General features: G+C 63.6%; 15 protein-coding genes and 1 riboswitch. Of the genes, 3 read left to right on the top strand and 12 right to left on the bottom strand.

Annotated elements, in window-relative coordinates:
• From ACODTW_RS27725 to ACODTW_RS27755, 7 genes are all read right to left on the bottom strand, one after another.
• Positions 1-2,222: tetratricopeptide repeat protein (locus tag ACODTW_RS27725; RefSeq protein ID WP_488949438.1), on the bottom strand; the 2,222-nt coding region annotated here is incomplete at its 3' end.
• 328 nt (positions 2,223-2,550) lie between these two features.
• On the bottom strand, positions 2,551-4,098 hold the full coding sequence (gene gcvPB / locus ACODTW_RS27730; RefSeq protein ID WP_488949456.1) for an aminomethyl-transferring glycine dehydrogenase subunit GcvPB: 1,548 nt from the start codon (positions 4,096-4,098) through the stop codon (positions 2,551-2,553).
• A 5-nt stretch (positions 4,099-4,103) separates the two neighbouring features.
• The gene (gcvPA, locus tag ACODTW_RS27735) at positions 4,104-5,450 is read right to left on the bottom strand and encodes an aminomethyl-transferring glycine dehydrogenase subunit GcvPA (protein ID WP_488949439.1); all 1,347 of its coding nucleotides are present in this window, start codon (positions 5,448-5,450) and stop codon (positions 4,104-4,106) included.
• A complete protein-coding gene (gcvH, locus tag ACODTW_RS27740; protein WP_488949441.1) occupies positions 5,450-5,821 on the bottom strand; it encodes a glycine cleavage system protein GcvH in 372 nt (123 codons plus the stop codon). Before gcvH ends, gcvPA begins: the two co-directional genes overlap by 1 nt.
• 39 nt (positions 5,822-5,860) lie before the next feature.
• On the bottom strand, positions 5,861-6,979 hold the full coding sequence (gcvT, locus tag ACODTW_RS27745) for a glycine cleavage system aminomethyltransferase GcvT (RefSeq protein WP_488949442.1): 1,119 nt from the start codon (positions 6,977-6,979) through the stop codon (positions 5,861-5,863).
• A gap of 169 nt (positions 6,980-7,148) precedes the next feature.
• A riboswitch (glycine riboswitch) is annotated at positions 7,149-7,259 on the bottom strand.
• 71 nt (positions 7,260-7,330) lie between these two features.
• The gene (locus tag ACODTW_RS27750) at positions 7,331-7,573 is read right to left on the bottom strand and encodes a CDGSH iron-sulfur domain-containing protein (protein ID WP_488949443.1); all 243 of its coding nucleotides are present in this window, start codon (positions 7,571-7,573) and stop codon (positions 7,331-7,333) included.
• A gap of 74 nt (positions 7,574-7,647) precedes the next feature.
• On the bottom strand, positions 7,648-8,202 hold the full coding sequence (locus ACODTW_RS27755) for a hypothetical protein (protein WP_488949444.1): 555 nt from the start codon (positions 8,200-8,202) through the stop codon (positions 7,648-7,650).
• A 167-nt stretch (positions 8,203-8,369) separates the two neighbouring features.
• On the opposite strand from ACODTW_RS27755, the gene ispH reads away from it, so the two are divergent.
• Positions 8,370-9,347, top strand: coding sequence for a 4-hydroxy-3-methylbut-2-enyl diphosphate reductase (gene ispH / locus ACODTW_RS27760; protein WP_488949446.1), 978 nt, complete (start codon positions 8,370-8,372; stop codon positions 9,345-9,347).
• Positions 9,348-9,631: 284 nt separating this feature from the next.
• Positions 9,632-10,162 carry a hypothetical protein gene (locus tag ACODTW_RS27765; RefSeq protein ID WP_488949447.1) on the top strand — a complete coding sequence of 177 codons (531 nt, stop codon included), beginning with the start codon at positions 9,632-9,634 and terminating at the stop codon, positions 10,160-10,162.
• Between the two features lie 240 nt (positions 10,163-10,402).
• Here ACODTW_RS27765 and ACODTW_RS27770 read toward each other — a convergent pair whose 3' ends face one another.
• Complete coding sequence (locus ACODTW_RS27770; protein WP_488949448.1) at positions 10,403-12,316, bottom strand: ABC-F family ATP-binding cassette domain-containing protein; 1,914 nt, start codon at positions 12,314-12,316, stop codon at positions 10,403-10,405.
• Between the two features lie 136 nt (positions 12,317-12,452).
• Between ACODTW_RS27770 and ndk the strand changes: the two genes are divergently transcribed.
• Complete coding sequence (gene ndk, locus ACODTW_RS27775; RefSeq protein WP_488949450.1) at positions 12,453-12,875, top strand: nucleoside-diphosphate kinase; 423 nt, start codon at positions 12,453-12,455, stop codon at positions 12,873-12,875.
• Between the two features lie 171 nt (positions 12,876-13,046).
• Here the strand turns inward: ndk and ACODTW_RS27780 are convergent, their stop codons facing one another.
• From ACODTW_RS27780 to motA, 4 genes are all read right to left on the bottom strand, one after another.
• On the bottom strand, positions 13,047-13,616 hold the full coding sequence (locus ACODTW_RS27780; RefSeq protein WP_488949452.1) for a DJ-1/PfpI family protein: 570 nt from the start codon (positions 13,614-13,616) through the stop codon (positions 13,047-13,049).
• A gap of 383 nt (positions 13,617-13,999) precedes the next feature.
• Positions 14,000-14,503, bottom strand: coding sequence for a GNAT family N-acetyltransferase (locus ACODTW_RS27785; protein WP_488949453.1), 504 nt, complete (start codon positions 14,501-14,503; stop codon positions 14,000-14,002).
• A gap of 126 nt (positions 14,504-14,629) precedes the next feature.
• On the bottom strand, positions 14,630-16,279 hold the full coding sequence (locus ACODTW_RS27790; RefSeq protein ID WP_488949454.1) for a long-chain fatty acid--CoA ligase: 1,650 nt from the start codon (positions 16,277-16,279) through the stop codon (positions 14,630-14,632).
• 196 nt (positions 16,280-16,475) lie between these two features.
• A complete protein-coding gene (gene motA / locus ACODTW_RS27795) occupies positions 16,476-17,336 on the bottom strand; it encodes a flagellar motor stator protein MotA (protein WP_488949455.1) in 861 nt (286 codons plus the stop codon).
• Positions 17,337-17,587 lie beyond the last annotated feature (251 nt).

Here is a 17,587-nt window from a genome sequence, read left to right on the forward strand (position 1 = left end):
TCTGCGTCGATGGCGCGTTTGTAGAGTGCCTCCGCCGCATCCATGTCCGCCCGGACGTTCTTCATGAAGATGGCATAGTTGCCGAGCGAGCCTGCGTGCTTTGGGTTTGCGTCGATAGCGCGTTTGTAGAGTGCCTCCGCCGCATCCATGTCCGCCCGGACGTTCTGCATGAAGAGGGCATAGTTGCCGAGCGAGCCTGCGTGCTTTGGGTCTGCGTCGATGGCGCGTTTGTAGAGGGCGTCTGCCGCGTCCATGTCGGCCCGGACGTTCTGCATGAAGAGGGCATAATTGCCGAGGTTGTTTGCGTGCTTTGGGTCTGCGTCGATAGCGCGTTTGTAGAGGGCCTCCGCCGCGTCCATGTCGGCCCGGACGTTCTTCATGAAGAGGGCATAGTTGCCGAGGTTGTTTGCGTGCTTTGGGTCTGCGTCGATGGCGCGTTTGTAGAGGGCCTCTGCCGCGTCTGCGTCGGCCGCCGTATCCCACAGGGTGCGGGCTAACTCGCCAAGGTCGGCTGGTCCCGCCTTGCCCAAGGTTAACATTTGCTCAACGCAGCGCTTCCGAATGGCTTGGCCGACATGATCATTGAAGGCCATTGCCCGCAATGCCGCATAGGATTGGGAATATTTCTCAACAAGTAAATCTAGGTCAATTCCGGCCAGGTCCTCTGGGGAGTTCGCCGAGGCCAAGCGGTCGCCAATGTGACTATCGGCCATATCGAAGCCTTGGTCCAGGTCGCCACGACTGATGAACAGGTCGATGAATTTTTCATATTGACCTTGGCTAATACCAGCCAACCGCCCTGCGAGTCCGCGCCGAGACGCGGTAGATCCAATGCCCAGCCCCAACAGACGGCGAACGAAGTTTCGCCGTTCGTCCTTGCCACTGACGGGTTGCATGGTCGCTGTGCCAAACAGAGCCCATTGTCGCACGGCCCGCCGCAACCATGGTTGATGGTTGGGGAATAAACCCTCTGGTTGCCAATTGCTGATGGGGTCTCCAGGAAGTGAACCCAACATATACTGAATAGAATGAATCTCGTCACGCCACCCTGCCTTCGCATCGAAATACCGGCCCAACCCCTGATGTATGTCTCTGATCTTAAGCGGGTCCAGCAGGCCCTTATGATCGGCATAGCATTCCAGCGCGTCGCGGCTGGTGTCGTGGATGGTCCAGGTGTGCGGGTCGTGGCGCAGGCGGTGGATGATGCCGCTGCGTTCCAGGCGGTCGATCAAGTCCTCCTGATGGCCGGGGAACAGGATGTCCAGAATCTCCCGGTTCAGGATGTCGACCAGGGCCAGTTTCCAGATGTCGGTGATGCCCGTCTGGTGCTGCACGATGCGGTCGATGGCGTAATGGATCAGGCCCTGGCGTTCGTCCTGTTCAAAGGCCGGCAGCAAGGTCGGCCATTTCGCCCAGGTCCAGGCGGGATCCTCCCGTAATTCATCCTCCACCAGCCGGACGACCCACAGCATCAGGATGGGCAGGCCGCCCGTCCGGTCCACAAGGGAGGGCAGGGGGGCCGCACCATGGTCCAGGTCGGGCAGTCCCTGTTCAAGGAATTGCCTGATCTCCGGCGCTGACAACGGCTTGGCCTTGGCCTGCACGCCCTTCACCGGCGGACGCTCCCCGCCCAGTTCCCTGGGCGCCATGCGTCCCGCAACGACGAACAGGCATCTGGCGCCCTGCGCCCGCAGCCAGGATGAAACCCCGTCCAGCCATTGTTGCAGCGTGAATTTATGCGGCTCGGCTTTCACGGGGGTGCGCAGGCGGCCGGGCTGCGGGAAGGCCAGCCTGCTGCTGATCTGGTCCTTCGTGTCCTTTTCCCAGGTGTCGATCAACCAGACGCCGCCCTTCTTCAAATCCTCCGCCAAGGCCTTCAGCAGCGATTCCTCAGGCGATTTCAGGATAGTGTCGCGCTGACCACTGTCGCCGGCGCCCTTGATGGCCTTGATGACGCCGGCGATGTCGCGCACACCTTTCATGATGGCGCCCCCCTCGTCCCCCACCTCCATCTGGGCCAGTTCGGTCAAGGCGTCCCAATGGCTGGTTACCTGCTCCCCGGCACTTTGCAGCACGGCCTTCAGGGTCGACCGGGCATTGGTCAGGATGGTCTTGACCTTCTCGAAGGCGGGCGCGTTCTCAATGTCCAGATTCAACAGCAGATTGACGCCATCCTGCCCTGCCTCGGCGATGCAGAGGTCGGCCGGCATCAGGATGGCCACTTTACCGGCGTCCGCCGCCTTGTCGCGGAACCGTTCCAGCAGGGAGGTCTTGCCGATCCCGCCTTCACCCTCCAACTGCCAATAGCTGAATTGGGTAGCCTTCAACCATTCCTGGAAGGAGGCTTCCTGGGGGCGTTCGATCCAAATTGGCGGCATCGGCGACAATCTCCGGACGGGGCCGGGGGATTGTACGGGAAAGGGGGATGCCGCCTCAACGCAGAACAGCAAAGGCGCCGGCGGGCACCAACCAATGGGCGCCCGCCGGCCAATAACCGGGGCTTGTGTCAATCGCCCTCACACGCCGGGCGCCGCCATCCGGCGGCGTGGCTTACGCCGCCGGTTTCACCCAGCGCAGGACCGGCTTGCGGGCGGCCTGGGTTTCGTCCAGGCGCTTGCGCGGGGTCAGGCGGGGGCTGGCCTGGAAATGGGCCAGGTCGCCGGACTTGGCCTTTTCCGCCAAATGCCGCATGGTGGCGATGAACAGGTCCAGCGTGCGCTTGCTTTCCGTCTCCGTCGGCTCGATCAGCAGGGCGCCATGCACGACCAGGGGGAAATACATGGTCATGGGGTGATAGCCCTCGTCGATCATCGCCTTGGCGAAGTCCAAGGGCGTGACGCCCGTGCCCTTCAGGAAAGTGTCGTCAAACAGGGCTTCGTGCATGCACGGGCCCTCAAAGCTGGCCGACATCACATCCTTCAGGCTGGCCAGGATGTAATTGGCGTTCAGCACGGCGTCCGACGACACCTGACGCAACCCATCCGCCCCATGGCTCAGCATATAGGCGAGCGCGCGGACGAACATGCCCATCTGGCCGTGGAAGCCCTTCAGGCGGCCAAAGGGCTGGGCCTTGCCGGCATCGGCCGCATGTTCGACCAGGGTGAAGCCGTCCTTGCCATGCACCACGAAGGGCAGGGGGGCGAAGGGCGCCAGGGCGTCCGACAGGACCACGGGGCCGGAGCCCGGACCACCGCCGCCATGCGGGGTGGAGAAGGTCTTGTGCAGGTTGATATGCATGGCATCGACGCCCAGATCGGCTGGGCGCACGCGGCCGACGATGGCGTTGTAATTCGCCCCGTCGCAATAGAAATAGCCGCCGGCCGCGTGGACCGCATCGGCGATTTCCTTGATCTGCGGTTCGAACAGGCCGCAGGTGTTGGGGTTGGTCAGCATGATGCAGGCGACATCATCGCCCAGCTTGGCCTTCACCGCCTCCACACTGACACGGCCATTTTCTTCGGCCGGGATGGTATCGACGGTGAAGCCGCAGAAGGCAGCCGTGGCCGGGTTGGTGCCATGGGCCGATTCCGGCACCAGCACGCGGCGGCGATGGCTCTCCCCACGGGCATCCAGGGCCGCGTGGATCGACATCAGGCCGCACAGCTCGCCATGGGCACCGGCACCCGGCGACATGGCGACGGCCGGCATGCCGGTCAGCGTCTTCAGCCAATGCGCCAGCTGATCGATCAGTTCCAGCGCCCCCCGCACGGTTTCCACCGGCTGCATCGGGTGAATGTCGCTGAAGCCCGGCAGGCGGGCCATCTTCTCGTTCAGGCGCGGATTATGCTTCATCGTGCAGGACCCCAGCGGATACAGGGTCGTGTCGATGGCAAAGTTCTTCTGGCTGAGGCGGGTATAGTGGCGCACCACGTCCGGCTCTGCCAGGGACGGCAGGCCGACGCCGGCGCGGGCGGTGAGACCGCCCAGGCGCAGGGTGCTGGTCACCGGTTCATCCAGGTCGACGCCGATGGCGCCGGGATTGTCCAGTTCGAAGATCAGCGCTTCTTCCTGCTGCAACGCCTTGTTGCCGGTGAAGGTGACCAGATCGTCGGCCACGGTCACGGCGTGGGGGGTGCTGTCGCGACCCTGATTGTTCATGGCCATCAGAGAACCTCCTCCAGGCCGCGCACCAGCGCGTCCATATCTTCCACGCTGTTCGTCTCCGTCGTGGCGATCAGCAGCAGATCTTCCAGACCTTCCACATCCGGGTAGAAGCGGCTGACCGGCACTCCGGCCAGGATGTCGCGCTTCACCAGCTTGTCCACGACCTTGGCCGCGTTCTTGGGCAGCCGGACGGTGAATTCGTTGAAGAACCCGTCATTGACCACCGACACGCCCTTGATGCCCGACAGCTTGTCGGTCAGGGTCACGGCGTTGGCGTGGTTGATGCGGGCCAATTGCACCAGACCCTGTTCGCCCAGGAGCGACAGATGGATGGTGAAGGCCAGCGCGCACAGGCCGGAATTGGTGCAGATGTTCGACGTGGCCTTTTCGCGGCGGATATGCTGTTCGCGCGTCGACAGCGTCAGCACGAAACCGCGCTTGCCATCGGCATCCACGGTCTGACCGCACAGGCGACCCGGCATCTGGCGCACGAACTTGTCGCGCGTGGCGAACAGGCCGACATAGGGCCCGCCGAAATTCAGGCCATTGCCGATGGACTGGCCTTCGCACACCACGATATCCGCACCCATGGAACCGGGCGAGGGCAGCAGGCCCAGCGACACAACCTCCGTCACCACCACGATGACCAGCACGCCCTTGGCGTGGGCGGCGTCGCAGAGCGCGGTGAAGTCGCGCAGATGGCCGAACAGGGACGGGGTCTGCACCACGACTGCGGCAGTCTCGCCATCCAGCAAGGCGGCCAGATCCTCGGCATTCTTCCAGTCCGGGGCCTGGGCGCGGATATCCATGCCCATGACGCCACAGGTGGTTTCCACCACTTCCCGGTAATGCGGGTGCAGGCCGCCGGACAGGATGACCTTGTTGCGCTTGGTTACGCGGGCGGCCATCAGCACAGCCTCGGCCGTGCCCGTGGCGCCGTCATACATGGAGGCGTTAGCCACATCCATGCCGGTCAGCAGGGCCACCTGGGTCTGGAATTCGAACAGGTACTGCAGCGTGCCCTGGGTCACTTCCGGCTGGTAGGGCGTGTAGCTGGTCAGGAACTCGCCCCGCAGCAGCAACTGGTCGACCGAGGCCGGCACATGGTGCTTGTAGGCGCCGGCACCGACGAAGAAGGGCACGGACGACGCCGTGACATTCTTCGCGGCCAGACGCGACAAATGGCGTTCCACGGCCAGTTCGCCCATATGGTCGGGCAGGCCCGCGATGGGGTCGGGCTGGCGCGCATGGGCGGGAACGTCGCGGAACAGGGCGTCCACATTGTCCACCCCGATTGTGGACAGCATGGCGGCGCGGTCGGCATCCGTCAGGGGCAGATAACGCATCACAGCCCCTCGGTGAAGGATTTGTAGGCGGATTCGTCCATCAGCGCGTCGAACTGCGCCATGTCCTTGATGGACATCTTGAAGAACCAGCCATCGCTTTCCGGGGCGCTGTTGACCAGGGCCGGCTCATCGGCCAGGGCGGCGTTGCCTTCCAGCACGGTGCCGTCGACGGGGGCATAGATCTCCGACGCGGCCTTCACCGATTCGACCACGGCGGCGTCCTTGCCCTGTTCCAGCACCCGGCCGGCGTCCGGCACCTCGACAAACACCACATCGCCCAGGGCGTTCTGGGCATAGTCGGTGATGCCGACGGTGGCGACATCGCCGTCCAGCTTGATCCACTCATGGTCCTTGGTGAAACGGATGGTCATGGTCTGATCTTTCGTTTTGGGATGTGGGAGAGAAGGGTCTCAGCCCTTGAAATAACGGTGCGGCGCGAAGGGCAATGCGGCCACCTTGGCCGGCAGCGCCTTGCCGCGCACGATCAACTGGACATCGGTGCCGATGGCGGCCGAACCGGCATCGACATAGCCCATGGCGACGGGACCGCCGGCCGTGGGGCCGAAGCCGCCGCTGGTGATCTCTCCGATGCGGTTGCCGGACAGGTCCTGGATTTCGGTATGCTCGCGGGCCGGGGCCTTGCCTTCCGGCTGGATGCCCACGCGCTTGCGTGCGGGGCCGGCCGCCAGTTGGGCCTGGACAACCGCGGCACCGGGGAAGCCGCCTTCGCTGCGGCGGCGCTTGGAGATGGTCCAGGTCAGGGCCGCTTCCACCGGGTTGGTGGTGGTGTCGATGTCATGACCATAGAGGCACAGGCCGGCCTCCAGGCGCAGCGAGTCGCGCGCCCCCAGGCCGATGGCTTCCACCCCGTCCTGGGCCAGCAGCAGGCGGGCCAGTTTTTCGGCATCGGCCGCGCCGACGCTGATCTCATACCCGTCCTCGCCGGTGTAACCGGAGCGGCTGATCTGCACGGGAATACCGTCGATCACAGCCGCCCGCGCGCTCATGAAGCCCATGCTTGCCGCCTCGGGCAGCAGGCGGGACAGGACGGATGCGGCTTCCGGGCCCTGCAGGGCCAAGAGGCCGGCATCGTCGCCCAGATAATCGATGGTCACATCGGCGGGAAGGTTGGCGCGCAGATGCGCCAGGTCTTCGGTCTTGCAGCCGGCATTGATGACGACATAGAGGTGATCCTCGAACTGGGTCACCATCAGGTCGTCCAGGATGCCGCCCGCGTCATTGGTGAACATGGTGTAGCGGATGCGGCCCGGCGCCAGGGCGGCGATATCGCCCGGCACCAGCGCTTCCAGTGCCGCGATGACCACGTTGATATCGGCGCCGCGCAGGCGGACCTGCCCCATATGCGACACGTCGAACAGGCCGGCGCGGGCACGGGTATGCAGATGTTCCTTCAGCACGCCCAGCGGATACTGGACCGGCATGTCATAGCCGGCGAACGGCACCATCCTGGCGCCCAGTTCGACATGCAGGTCATAAAGCGGCGTACGCAAAAGGCTGGTGTCACCCAAGGCGGGGCACTCCCATCAGGACAGATTTCGCCCGTCACGGGGATCGTCCCCGCAGCGGTTGCCCCCCTCTGTCCTGGCCCCTGAGAGATTCGCGCCGCCATTCGGCGTGCGCTTACTCCGTCGGTGGGCTGTCGGTCCGTCGCCGGACCCGCCTGCTTTCCAGATGCGCCTACCCTTCGCGGTCCTTTTGCCTGAGAGTTTCCGGGGGCGGTTGCTCCTTCGGCGCCGGTTCCCTGTTGCCATCATCTGGCCAAGTCCCGGTCTCTCCCGCATGGGGTCATCGGCTATGCGGGCGCTAACCTACGCGACGGCGCGCCCGTGTCAACTTTCCTGTGATGCGGGTCACGTCCGTCAAAGCGACAGGTGCGATCCGTCGCAGAATGGGGCCTTGCCCGTCTGCTTGCAGCCGCAGAAGCGGACAGTCGTATCCGTGGTCGGCTTGAAGCGCATGGGTTCCAATCCCGTGCCCTTGTGGCTGCCATCGCAATAGGGTTGGGACTGGCTGCGCCCGCAGCGGCACCACCAATATTCCCTGCCCGCTTCCAGCTTTTCGACCAGGGGGCCTTTCACGGCAACGACCGGCTTGTCCGTCATGGCACAGACTTCCACTGACGGCCGGCGGAATGCCGGCCGAACGCGGGTAGATTACCCCAAAAGGCGGGCGGGGGTCAGCGCCCTTCGTTGCTGGCCCGGTTCGCGGCCACTTCCTCCGGCGTCAACTGAAAGCCGACCAGCACTTCATACCAGCGCGCATCCATGGTCTTCGGCGCGGGGATGACCTGCTGCAGCGTCTCTTCCAGCTGACCGCGGCCGCCGGACAGCGGGACGGTGGCCGTGAAGGTCTTCTTGGAGATGATCTTGCGGTCCGGGTCGGTGATGGCGACGAAATAGGTCACGGGGATCGACGTGGCCGTCCCGCCCTCACGCCCGCGGGCCGTAATCTCCAGGCTGGCGGCGATGGTCACGGCATTGTCGTCATAGGCGCAGTTGGCATAGATGCCTGACAGGATGGCGACGCCCGCCTCCGTCGTGGCCGTGCCCGCGTCGCGCAGCACGCCGACATTGGGACAGCCGGGGACCATGGCGTCATTTTCGGCACAGCCCGACAGGGCCAGCAGACCCATGCCGGCCAGGGCGGCCAGGGACAGGCGGCGGGCGGCTTTCCCGACCGGCAAAACCGGTTTATGGTCGGGCCGGGTCATCATCGTGCGAGGGCTGGTCATCAAACGTCCGTTCACATCCGTTTTGCGGGCGACAAATGGACGGCAACCATGGCAACAGCATGACCACCTTCCCGACGCGCCGGGTTGCGACAATATAGGGGGCCATCCGGCCGCGCAAGCGTGGGCCCCACACGCTGACACGTATCGACATGGACTGTCCCAGCATCATGCCCCAGAACAATTCGCCGTCCGTCGCCACCCCGCTGCCGCCGCTGCATGTGCTGCTGGCCGCTCCGCGCGGCTTCTGTGCCGGGGTGGACCGCGCCATCCAGATTGTGGAGACGGCCATCCGCAAGTTCGGCGCCCCCGTCTATGTCCGGCACGAGATCGTGCATAACCGCTTCGTGGTTGAAAGCCTGGAGGCGCAGGGCGCCGTGTTCGTGAAGGAGTTGGACGAGGTGCCGGACGACAGGCCCGTCGTCTTCTCCGCCCATGGCGTGCCCAAGTCCATTCCGGCGGAGGCGCAGCGCCGCAACATGATCTATGTGGATGCGACCTGCCCGCTGGTGTCCAAGGTGCATCGGGAGGCCGAACATCACAACGCTGCCGGCCGCACCATCGTGCTGATCGGCCATGCCGGCCATCCGGAGGTGGTGGGCACCATCGGCCAGCTGCCGCCGGGTGCCGTGCTGCTGGTGGAAACGGTGGAGGATGTGGCCACGCTGGATGTCCCCGATCCCGAGAACCTGGCCTTCGCCACCCAGACCACCCTTTCGGTGGATGACACGGTGCAGATCGTGGACGCGCTGCGCGCCCGCTTCCCCAGCATCGGCGGCCCGAAGCGGGAGGATATCTGCTATGCCACCACCAACCGTCAGGCGGCCGTGAAAGCCATCGCGCCCAAGGCCGATGCGCTGCTGGTGCTGGGCGCACCCAACTCCTCCAACTCCGTCCGGTTGGTGGAGGTCGCCCGCGCCCATGGCTGCACCCGCGCCATGCTGGTACAGCGCGCGGCCCAGATCGACTGGTCGCGGCTGGACAAGATTCGCTGCCTGGGCATCACGGCCGGCGCGTCCGCCCCGGAAGTGCTGGTGGATGAGGTTCTGGCCGCCTTGCGCGAGCGCTTCACCGTGACGGTGGAGGAAGTGGTGACGGCGACGGAGAACGTCACCTTCAAGCTGCCGCGGGTGCTGGCGGCGGAGTAATCCTCCCGACTTTGGGTATTTTTCCAGCCTCAGCGTCGCTGGGCTGCATGCTGCCAGCGAGCAATCGCTGGCACATTTTCGTGCCATATGTTCAGGGTGGCCGTCAGCACCGGGCCATGCCGGACGGACGGTCATATTTATTTATGCACAAAGATAGCCGGGCTGATGCCATTGCTGGTGTACCGGGCGGTGGTGCTGTCCGCTTGTCTGCGGGTAAAAATTGGGTATTCTTCCGTATTATTCATTATTGCCAATGATCGATCAGCTTTGTGATGGAGGGTGTTTTGGAGGATGCGCTGGATATTGACGTTGATGGAGAGGTTGGTGATAAAGGGTATCGTAATATAGACTGGCATTACTCTTCGATCCTGAATGCTCTATGGGCATCTTATATAAAGGCAATAAATATTGGTCTCGTAATTAATGGGTTGTGCCTTGCGTTTTTGTTTGGGATTATCACTGATCCGGTGAAATTTGATTATATAAAAAACATGCCGTCACTTTCTGATGTCATGTCTTCGAGGTTCTTAATTGGTCTTGTGATGCTGCTGTTCTGCATTTCTGGGGCCATTTTATTGATGGCGCGCATCTCTTCGCAGTTATTGATGGAGCGTCAGGTTTATGGAAGCAGAGATCTGGCGTCGAAATATTTTCAGATGACGGAAACGATACCGCCATTCGCCATTAAGGCATCCAAGGAAAAGATGCTATTTATATCGCGATGCAATGACATTCTTGTATTATCTGGTGCGGTCACACTGATTGTTGCTTTGTGTTTTATTATAATTTTTGTCGCGTATCAACTTTTTGTCTGAAATAACTGATTCAACATCAGCGATGGGAAATCTTGACCGATGGTCAATATTTCCCACCCCCCAATTTCCGGCGTCAACACCCGTTGGCTTGGCAACGCGGCATGTGCCGCGCGACGACGGTCGCCACCCTAACAAGGGTTATAAATTATGACCCCCGGTTTACGACATACCGGGGGCCCATCCGATTCCCGGGACCCAATGTGACTCTACGCAACTTTATCTGGTTTCCGCTGCACCAGCTTAGCCAGCTGCCGCCAGCGCCGTTTCCATCTGCTCGGACAGGTCCAGCCATTCCAGTTCGGCCGCTTCCAGATCGCCGGACAGGGTGCCCAACTCGATCTGCAATTTCGTCACCTTGTCCGACGGCCCCTCATACAGCTTGGGGTCGGCCAGCTTGCCCTCAATCTCCGTCTTGCGCTTGGAAAGCTGGGCCATCTTCTTCTCGATGGCCTCGATCTGCCGGCGCAGCGGGGCCAGTTGCTGGCGCAGTTCGGCGGCAGCGCGGCGTTCTTCCTTGCGGGCGTCGCGCCCGCCGGCCTTGTCGGCCGTGGTGTTGCCGCCCACGCCGGCCGCCGCTGCGCGTTCTGCCCGGCTTTTTTCCAGCAGCAGGCGCTTGTAATCCTCCAGATCGCCGTCGAATGGCTGACAGGTGCCGTCATTCACCAGCCACAGCCGGTCGGCCGTCAGTTCGACCAGATGCGGGTCGTGGCTGATGACGATGACGGCGCCTTCATAATCGTTCAGCGCCTCCACCAGCGCTTCGCGGCTGTCGATATCCAGATGGTTGGTCGGTTCGTCCAGCATCAGGATGTGCGGGGCATCGCGCGTCATCATGGCCAGCAGCAGCTTGGCCTTTTCCCCGCCCGACAGGCCGGAAATCTTGGTGTCGGCCTTGGGCTGGGTGAAGCCGAACCGGCCCAGATGCGACCGTGCCTGACCTTCCAGCGTGCCTGTCGGCATCACGGCCTGCATCTGTTGCAAGGCTGTCCAGTTCAGATTCAACTCGTCCGACTGATGCTGGGCGAAATAGCCCACGCGCAGCTTGGAAGAGCGGAACATCTCCCCCGCCATGGGGGCCAGACGGCCAGCCAGCAGCTTGACCAGGGTCGATTTGCCGTTGCCGTTGGCGCCCAAGAGCGCGATGCGGTCATCGGCGTCGATGCGCAGGCCCAGCTTGCGCAGGATCACACGGTCGCCATAGCCGACGGAGACATTATCCAGCCGGATCAGCGGCGGGGCCAGTTCGTCCGGCGAGGGGAAGTTGAAATTGACGGGCGTGTCGTCAATGACCTGGATGCGCGGCCCTAGCCGTTCGATGGCCTTCAGTTTCGACTGGGCCTGGGTGGCCTTGCTGGCCTTGGCCCGGAATCGGTCGACGAAGGCCTGAAGATGCGCCCGCTGTGCGTCCTGCTTGGCGGCCTGGGCCTTGGCATGTTCCATCCGCATGGTGCGGATCTGCACGAACTGGTCGTAATTGCCGCCATAGGCCGTCAGCTTCAACTGGTCCAGATGCACGATGCTGGTCGGCACGCGGTTCAGCAGGCCGCGGTCATGTGACACGATCAGCATCGTGTGCGGGTAGTTGCGTAAGTATTCCTCCAGCCACAGCGTGGCTTCCAGGTCCAGGTGATTGGTCGGTTCGTCCAGCAGCAGCAGGTCGGGTTCCGCGAACAGCACACCGGCCAGGGCCACGCGCATGCGCCAGCCGCCGGAGAAATCACTGCACGGCCGGCGCTGCGCCTCGGCATCGAAGCCCAGGCCGGACAGGATGCGGGCGGCGCGCGCTTCGGCCGAATGGGCCTGGATATCGGCCAGCCGGTGATGGATTTCGGCGATGCGCAGCGGATCGGTCGCCGTCTCAGCCTCGGCCAGCAGGACCGTGCGCTCGGTATCGGCGGCTAGCACGGCGTCGATCAGGCTGGTCTCGCTACCCGGCGCCTCCTGCTTCACCCAGCCCATCTTCAACCCGTTGGGCAGGCTGATGGAGCCGGCATCCTGATGCAGTTCGCCGGCAATCAGGCGCAGCAGGGTGGATTTGCCCGTGCCGTTGCGCCCGACAAGCGCGACGCGGTGTCCGGCCGGAATGGTGACGGAGGCCTGATCCAGCAAAAGACGGCCCGCGATGCGATAGGTGAGGTCGGTGATCTGCAGCATGATGCCCGCCCCTTACCATAAAGCGGGGGGCCGCAGAAGCGGGACGCATGCGTGGGGCGACGGAATCGGCGTTGCGGCGCGGAAACACCCCCTGTATAAGCCCCGCAATCACAAGCTATGTCTTATGGAGATACCCATGGCTGTCGAACGGACGCTGTCGATCGTCAAGCCCGACGCGACCCGCCGCAACCTGACCGGCAAGATCAACGCTCGCTTTGAAGAAGCCGGCCTGCGCATCGTTGCGCAGAAGCGCCTGTGGCTGTCGAAGCAGCAGGCCGAGCAGTTCTACGACGTTCACCGTGAACGTCCGTTCTTCGGCGAGCTGGTTTCCTTCATGATCTCCGGCCCGGTGGTTGTGCAGGTCCTGGAAGGTGAGAACGCCGTGGCTCGCAACCGCGAGATCATGGGCGCCACCAACCCGGCCAATGCCGCTGCCGGCACGATCCGCAAGGACTTCGCCGAGAGCATCGAGGCGAACTCCGTCCACGGCTCCGACAGCCTGGACAACGCCAAGATCGAGATCGCCTACTTCTTCGCCGGTACGGAGATCGTCGGCTGATTTCAGCCCGATCACCGTTCCCGATCGGGAAGCGGTCATTAAGGAAAGCCGCCTGGGTTCGCCCCGGCGGCTTTTCTTTTGGCGCGCTGGTTGTTTTGCCAAACAAAAAGGGTGCGGGAACCCGTGGCTCCCGCACCCTTTTTTTCCAACCAGCAGCGAATGTCGCGTGGATCAGGCGGCCTGCTTGCGCAGTTCCAGGGCCGTCTCGAAATTGCGCAGCATGGCGTCGATCAGTTCGGCCATGCTCTCGTTGCTCTGTGCGGTCAGCAGCACGCGGTCCTGCACGATGGCGTCTTCCGACCACTTGGCGCCGGCGGCTTCCAGGGCGGCGCGGGCGCTGTCGGCACCCGTGACGGTGCGGCCCTTGATACGCTCGGCCAGGGCCAGCAGTTCCACGCCCTTGCCGAAGGCGACAATGCCCTTGCCGCTGTCAACGAAGCTGCTGATGATGCGGCGGGTGTGCGGGTTGAGGGCCAGCTTGGCCACCGAACGGTCGCCGCCCGGCAGGACCAGCAGGTCGAAATCGGCCGCCAGCACTTCACCGACATGGCGGTCGGTCGGGAAATAATGGCCCCAGGCGGCGCCGTGCCAGCCATTGACCAGGCCCTGTTCGGGCGAAATCACCTTCGGCTTGGCGCCAGCCTTCAGCAGGGCGCGCTGCGGCTCGGTCATCTCCACTTCCTCGAAGCCGTTGGCCACGAGAATGGCGATGTTCTTTCCGGCGAGCAGTTGTTCGGTCAAGGTCACGTCTCCTTCTGGTTGGTCCGTCGGCGGGACACAAGCGGCCCAGGGCCGGACGGTCGGTCGACGGATTGCCACCGCGGCCGGGCCGTGGTGGTTGAAAATGGGCATGCCGAAAGCGGCGCGCGGTCCCGATCAGGGCCCGGTCCGTTCCAGGGGGGCTGATAGCCTTGGATGGCCGCCGTACCCGTCTGGCGGGCAGGGTCGGTCTTGGCACCCCCGGTAGGTCCGGATGGGATCGGGGGGCGGGTTACGTCATATCATGCATGGGCGGCTAATTGGGCCTTCGCGGCCGCAACGTCAATCCGCATTTCGGGCAGACCAGCCATGGCCGGATGACGGTCGGTGCGAAAGGCCCCGAAACCCGCCATTTCCGGCGGCGGTCAGCGGGGCGGCCGCTGCATGGTGATTTCCGTTCCCCGGTCCTGTGTCAGGACAAAACCTGCGCGCTGCAACAGATGCCGGGCCGGGTTGTCATAGAACAGGCTGGTCTCCATGGGGCGGGCATGGTCGTCGGCGACCGCGCACAGTGCCGTCAGGACGGCGGTCCCGTACCCCCGGTCGCGCAGGCCGGGAAGGATCATCATGTCCAGCAGGGCGACGGCGTGCGGGCACGTCCAGTCCAGCGTCAACATGCCGACCGTCCGGGCATCCAGGCCCAGCAGCAGGGTGACGGCGTCGGGATGCCCCTGACGCAGGGCGTTCATCCGCCCTTCCACCTGCAAGGACACCATCATGGACCGGGCGGATGCGGGAATGTCGGCCAGCATGTGATGGGCGTCCGCCATCACCATCTGCCGCACCATGCTGCGGTCTCCCGGCTGGGCAATGCGCGCCTGCAGATCGGACAGGCGGGAGATCAGGGCCTGGATGGCATCGTCGCTCATGGCGGGCGGTCATCATTGGTTGCAGGGTCGCCAACCCTAACCGCCCAATAGGTCATTACCCGTATGAAGTGCTTCACACGGCGTACCACTTTCGTGGCCGGGCGGGTGCCCGCCCGGCCGGCCGCCTCACTCCGCCGCGGCCCCCGGCAGGGGGTGGGACATGAAGCGTTTGCGCAGTTCGACCTTCAGGATCTTGCCCGTGGCGGTGTGCGGCAGTTCATCGACGAAGACGATATCATCGGGCAGCCACCATTTCGCCACCTCGCCTTCCAGATGGCGCATCAGCGCCGCCTTGTCCGGCGTCTGCCCGGCACGGGGAACGATGACCAGCAGTGGCCGTTCCACCCATTTGGGGTGGGGTACACCAACCACCGCTGCCTCCTGCACCGACGGGTGGCTCATGGCGGCGTTTTCCAGGTCGATGGAACTGATCCATTCACCGCCCGACTTGATCACGTCCTTGGCGCGGTCGACGATGCTCATCGCCCCGTCGGGGCTGATGACGGCCACGTCGCCGGTCTTGAACCAGCCGTCGGGCGTGAAGGCATTCTCGTTCGCCTTCTGGTCATTGTAATAGCCCCTGGTGATCCAGGGGCCGCGCACCACCAGTTCGCCATAGGAACTGCCATCGCGCGGCTGGTCCTGGCCATCCGGGCCGATGACGCGCAGTTCCACCCCATAGAGCGGCCGGCCCGCACGCATCTTGGCGTCGTGCTGCTGTTCGATCGGCAGGCGCGCTTCCGCCGGCGACAGGGACCCGATGCAGCCCACCGGCGACATCTCGGTCATGCCCCAGCCCTGGATGCAGGCAACGCCGTGGGTCAGCTCGAACTCCTCCAGCATGGCGCGGGGCAGGGCCGAACCGCCGACCGTCACGGAGGTCAGGGTGGTGAACTTCGCCCCGGTGGCCCGCAGATGCGCCAGCAGACCCAGCCAGACCGTGGGCACACCGCTGGAGACGGTGACCTGTTCCTGTTCCATCAGCTCATAGACGCTTTTGCCGTCCAGGCGCGGGCCGGGCAGCACCAGCTTGGCCCCCAGGATGGCGGCGGCATAGGGATAGCCCCAGGCATTGGCATGGAACAGCGGCACCACCACCAGGATGGAGGAAGTGGTGCGCAGGTTCATGCCCGGCGCCGTGCCGACACCAAAGGCGTGCAGCACGCTGGACCGGTGGCTGTAGAGGACACCCTTGGGGTTGCCCGTCGTGCCGGACGTGTAGCACAGGCCGCAGGCGGTGTTTTCGTCGAATTCCCGCCAGGGATATTCGTCGGGCTGATCCGCCAGCAGCGTTTCATAGCAGAGCAGGGTGGGAATGCCGGGCGCGCTGGGCATCAGGTCGGGCCGGGTCATCACCACGACGCCCTCCACCCCCTGCAAGGCCGGCCACAGCTTCTCGATCAGCGGCACGAACATCGGGTCGACGAACAGCCAGCGATCCTCGGCATGGTTGATGATGTAGGTGATCTGTTCGGGGAACAGCCGCGGATTGACCGTATGGCAGACGGCCCCCATGCCCGGCAGAGCATAATAAAGCTCCAGATGCCGGTGGTCGTTCCAGGCCAGGGTGCCGACACGGTCGCCGTCCCGCACACCCAGGGCCGCCAGTGCATGCGCCAGACGGGCGACCCGGTGCCAGGCATCCCTCCAGGTATAATGATGCGGCGATTCGGTCGCGAAGCGCGAGGTGATGACCTGGTCACCGTAATTCAACGCCGCATGGCGCAGCAGGCCCGTGGTCAGCAACGGCCGGTCCATCATCAATCCAGCAAGCATTCTTGGCATCCTCCCGCACGGTGCTGTTCTGGTTTTCCTTAGCTTGGGGTTTTCCCGCACCGGTTTCCAGTGCCGAATTAAACGCGCGTTCCAATTTTTGGGTGGCCGCCGGGTTGGCACCCTCAATATGGGGCCTGGAAGGCAAAAGGCCCGGCCACCGCTGGGGTGCCGGGCCTTTCTGGCTGCCGTTCCGTCCTCAGCTGATCTGGGACAGGATCTCTTCCAATTCGTTGAAGTCGGGCATGTATTCCGTCGGCACCTTTTTTCGGGCCGCCTCGATCGACACCTGCGGGGCATATCCGCCCAGATGGGCCACGATGGCCGTCTTGATCACGCCGAAGAACTGGCTGTCTTCCTCCGCGATGCCTTTCAGACGCCCCGCGATCGGGGCGGCCAGACAATAGGCCAGGAAGATACCCATGAAGGTGCCGACCAGCGCGCCGCCGATCAGCTTGCCCAGCACTTCCGGCGGCTCCGTGATCGACGCCATGGTCTTGATCACGCCCAGCACGGCGGCCACGATACCCAGCGCTGGCAGCGCGTCGGCCAGACCCTGGATGGCGTGCGAGGAATGCTGGTCCTCGTGCTTCATCTTGTCGATTTCCTGCTCCATCAATGTCTCCATCTCGATCGGGTTATCGACACCGATGGAGAACATGCGCAGGTAGTCGGAGATGAACTTGACGGTCGTGGTGCTTTTCATCACGGCCGGATAGGCGTTGAAGATGTTGCTTTCCATGGGCTTTTCGATGTGCTGCTCGATGGCCAGCACACCCTTGCTCTTCATGGTCTTCAAGATCTGATAGAGCAGGGAAAGCAGCTCGATATATTCCTTCTTATGGAATTTCGAGCCGGCGAAGATCTTCTTGATGTCCGATCCCGAGGCCTTGATCGTGTGCGGGCTGTTGGTGACCAGGAAGGAGGAGAGACCCGATCCGCCGATGATCATCACTTCCTTGGGCAGGGCCTCGATGATGATGGCCATCTTGCCGCCGAAAATGACGTAACCGCCGAACACGCAGAAGAACACGCCGACAAGGCCGATGATGGCGAACATTAAATGCCCCGGTTTGCAACAGGTCGCCCAGAACCCTGGGAAAGGTAAACCAATCCCCCGGCAAAACCAACGGGGCATTGCCCACCGCGATGGGCGGCGGTGCCGGGAACGCCGGAAATGAAAAGCCGGAAATGAAAAAGGGCGGCTTATCGCCACCCTGTCATGCATCCGACTTTCGCCGGAAGCTTACCTGAACTGGAGCGGGCGAAGGGATTCGAACCCTCGACCCCAACCTTGGCAAGGTTGTGCTC

The sequence above is a fragment of the Niveispirillum sp. FG148 genome (assembly GCF_057809655.1).

Excerpts from the sequence above, each read along its gene's own strand:
- gcvPB (WP_488949456.1), bottom strand. The coding sequence starts at position 4,098 with ATGAACAATCAGGGTCGCGACAGCACCCCCCACGCCGTGACCGTGGCC.
- gcvPA (WP_488949439.1), bottom strand. The coding sequence starts at position 5,450 with ATGCGTTATCTGCCCCTGACGGATGCCGACCGCGCCGCCATGCTGTCC.
- gcvH (WP_488949441.1), bottom strand. The coding sequence starts at position 5,821 with ATGACCATCCGTTTCACCAAGGACCATGAGTGGATCAAGCTGGACGGC.
- ACODTW_RS27750 (WP_488949443.1), bottom strand. The coding sequence starts at position 7,573 with ATGACGGACAAGCCGGTCGTTGCCGTGAAAGGCCCCCTGGTCGAAAAG.
- ACODTW_RS27755 (WP_488949444.1), bottom strand. The coding sequence starts at position 8,202 with ATGACCAGCCCTCGCACGATGATGACCCGGCCCGACCATAAACCGGTT.
- ispH (WP_488949446.1), top strand. The coding sequence starts at position 8,370 with ATGCCCCAGAACAATTCGCCGTCCGTCGCCACCCCGCTGCCGCCGCTG.
- ACODTW_RS27770 (WP_488949448.1), bottom strand. The coding sequence starts at position 12,316 with ATGCTGCAGATCACCGACCTCACCTATCGCATCGCGGGCCGTCTTTTG.
- ndk (WP_488949450.1), top strand. The coding sequence starts at position 12,453 with ATGGCTGTCGAACGGACGCTGTCGATCGTCAAGCCCGACGCGACCCGC.
- ACODTW_RS27785 (WP_488949453.1), bottom strand. The coding sequence starts at position 14,503 with ATGAGCGACGATGCCATCCAGGCCCTGATCTCCCGCCTGTCCGATCTG.
- ACODTW_RS27790 (WP_488949454.1), bottom strand. The coding sequence starts at position 16,279 with ATGCTTGCTGGATTGATGATGGACCGGCCGTTGCTGACCACGGGCCTG.
- motA (WP_488949455.1), bottom strand. The coding sequence starts at position 17,336 with ATGTTCGCCATCATCGGCCTTGTCGGCGTGTTCTTCTGCGTGTTCGGC.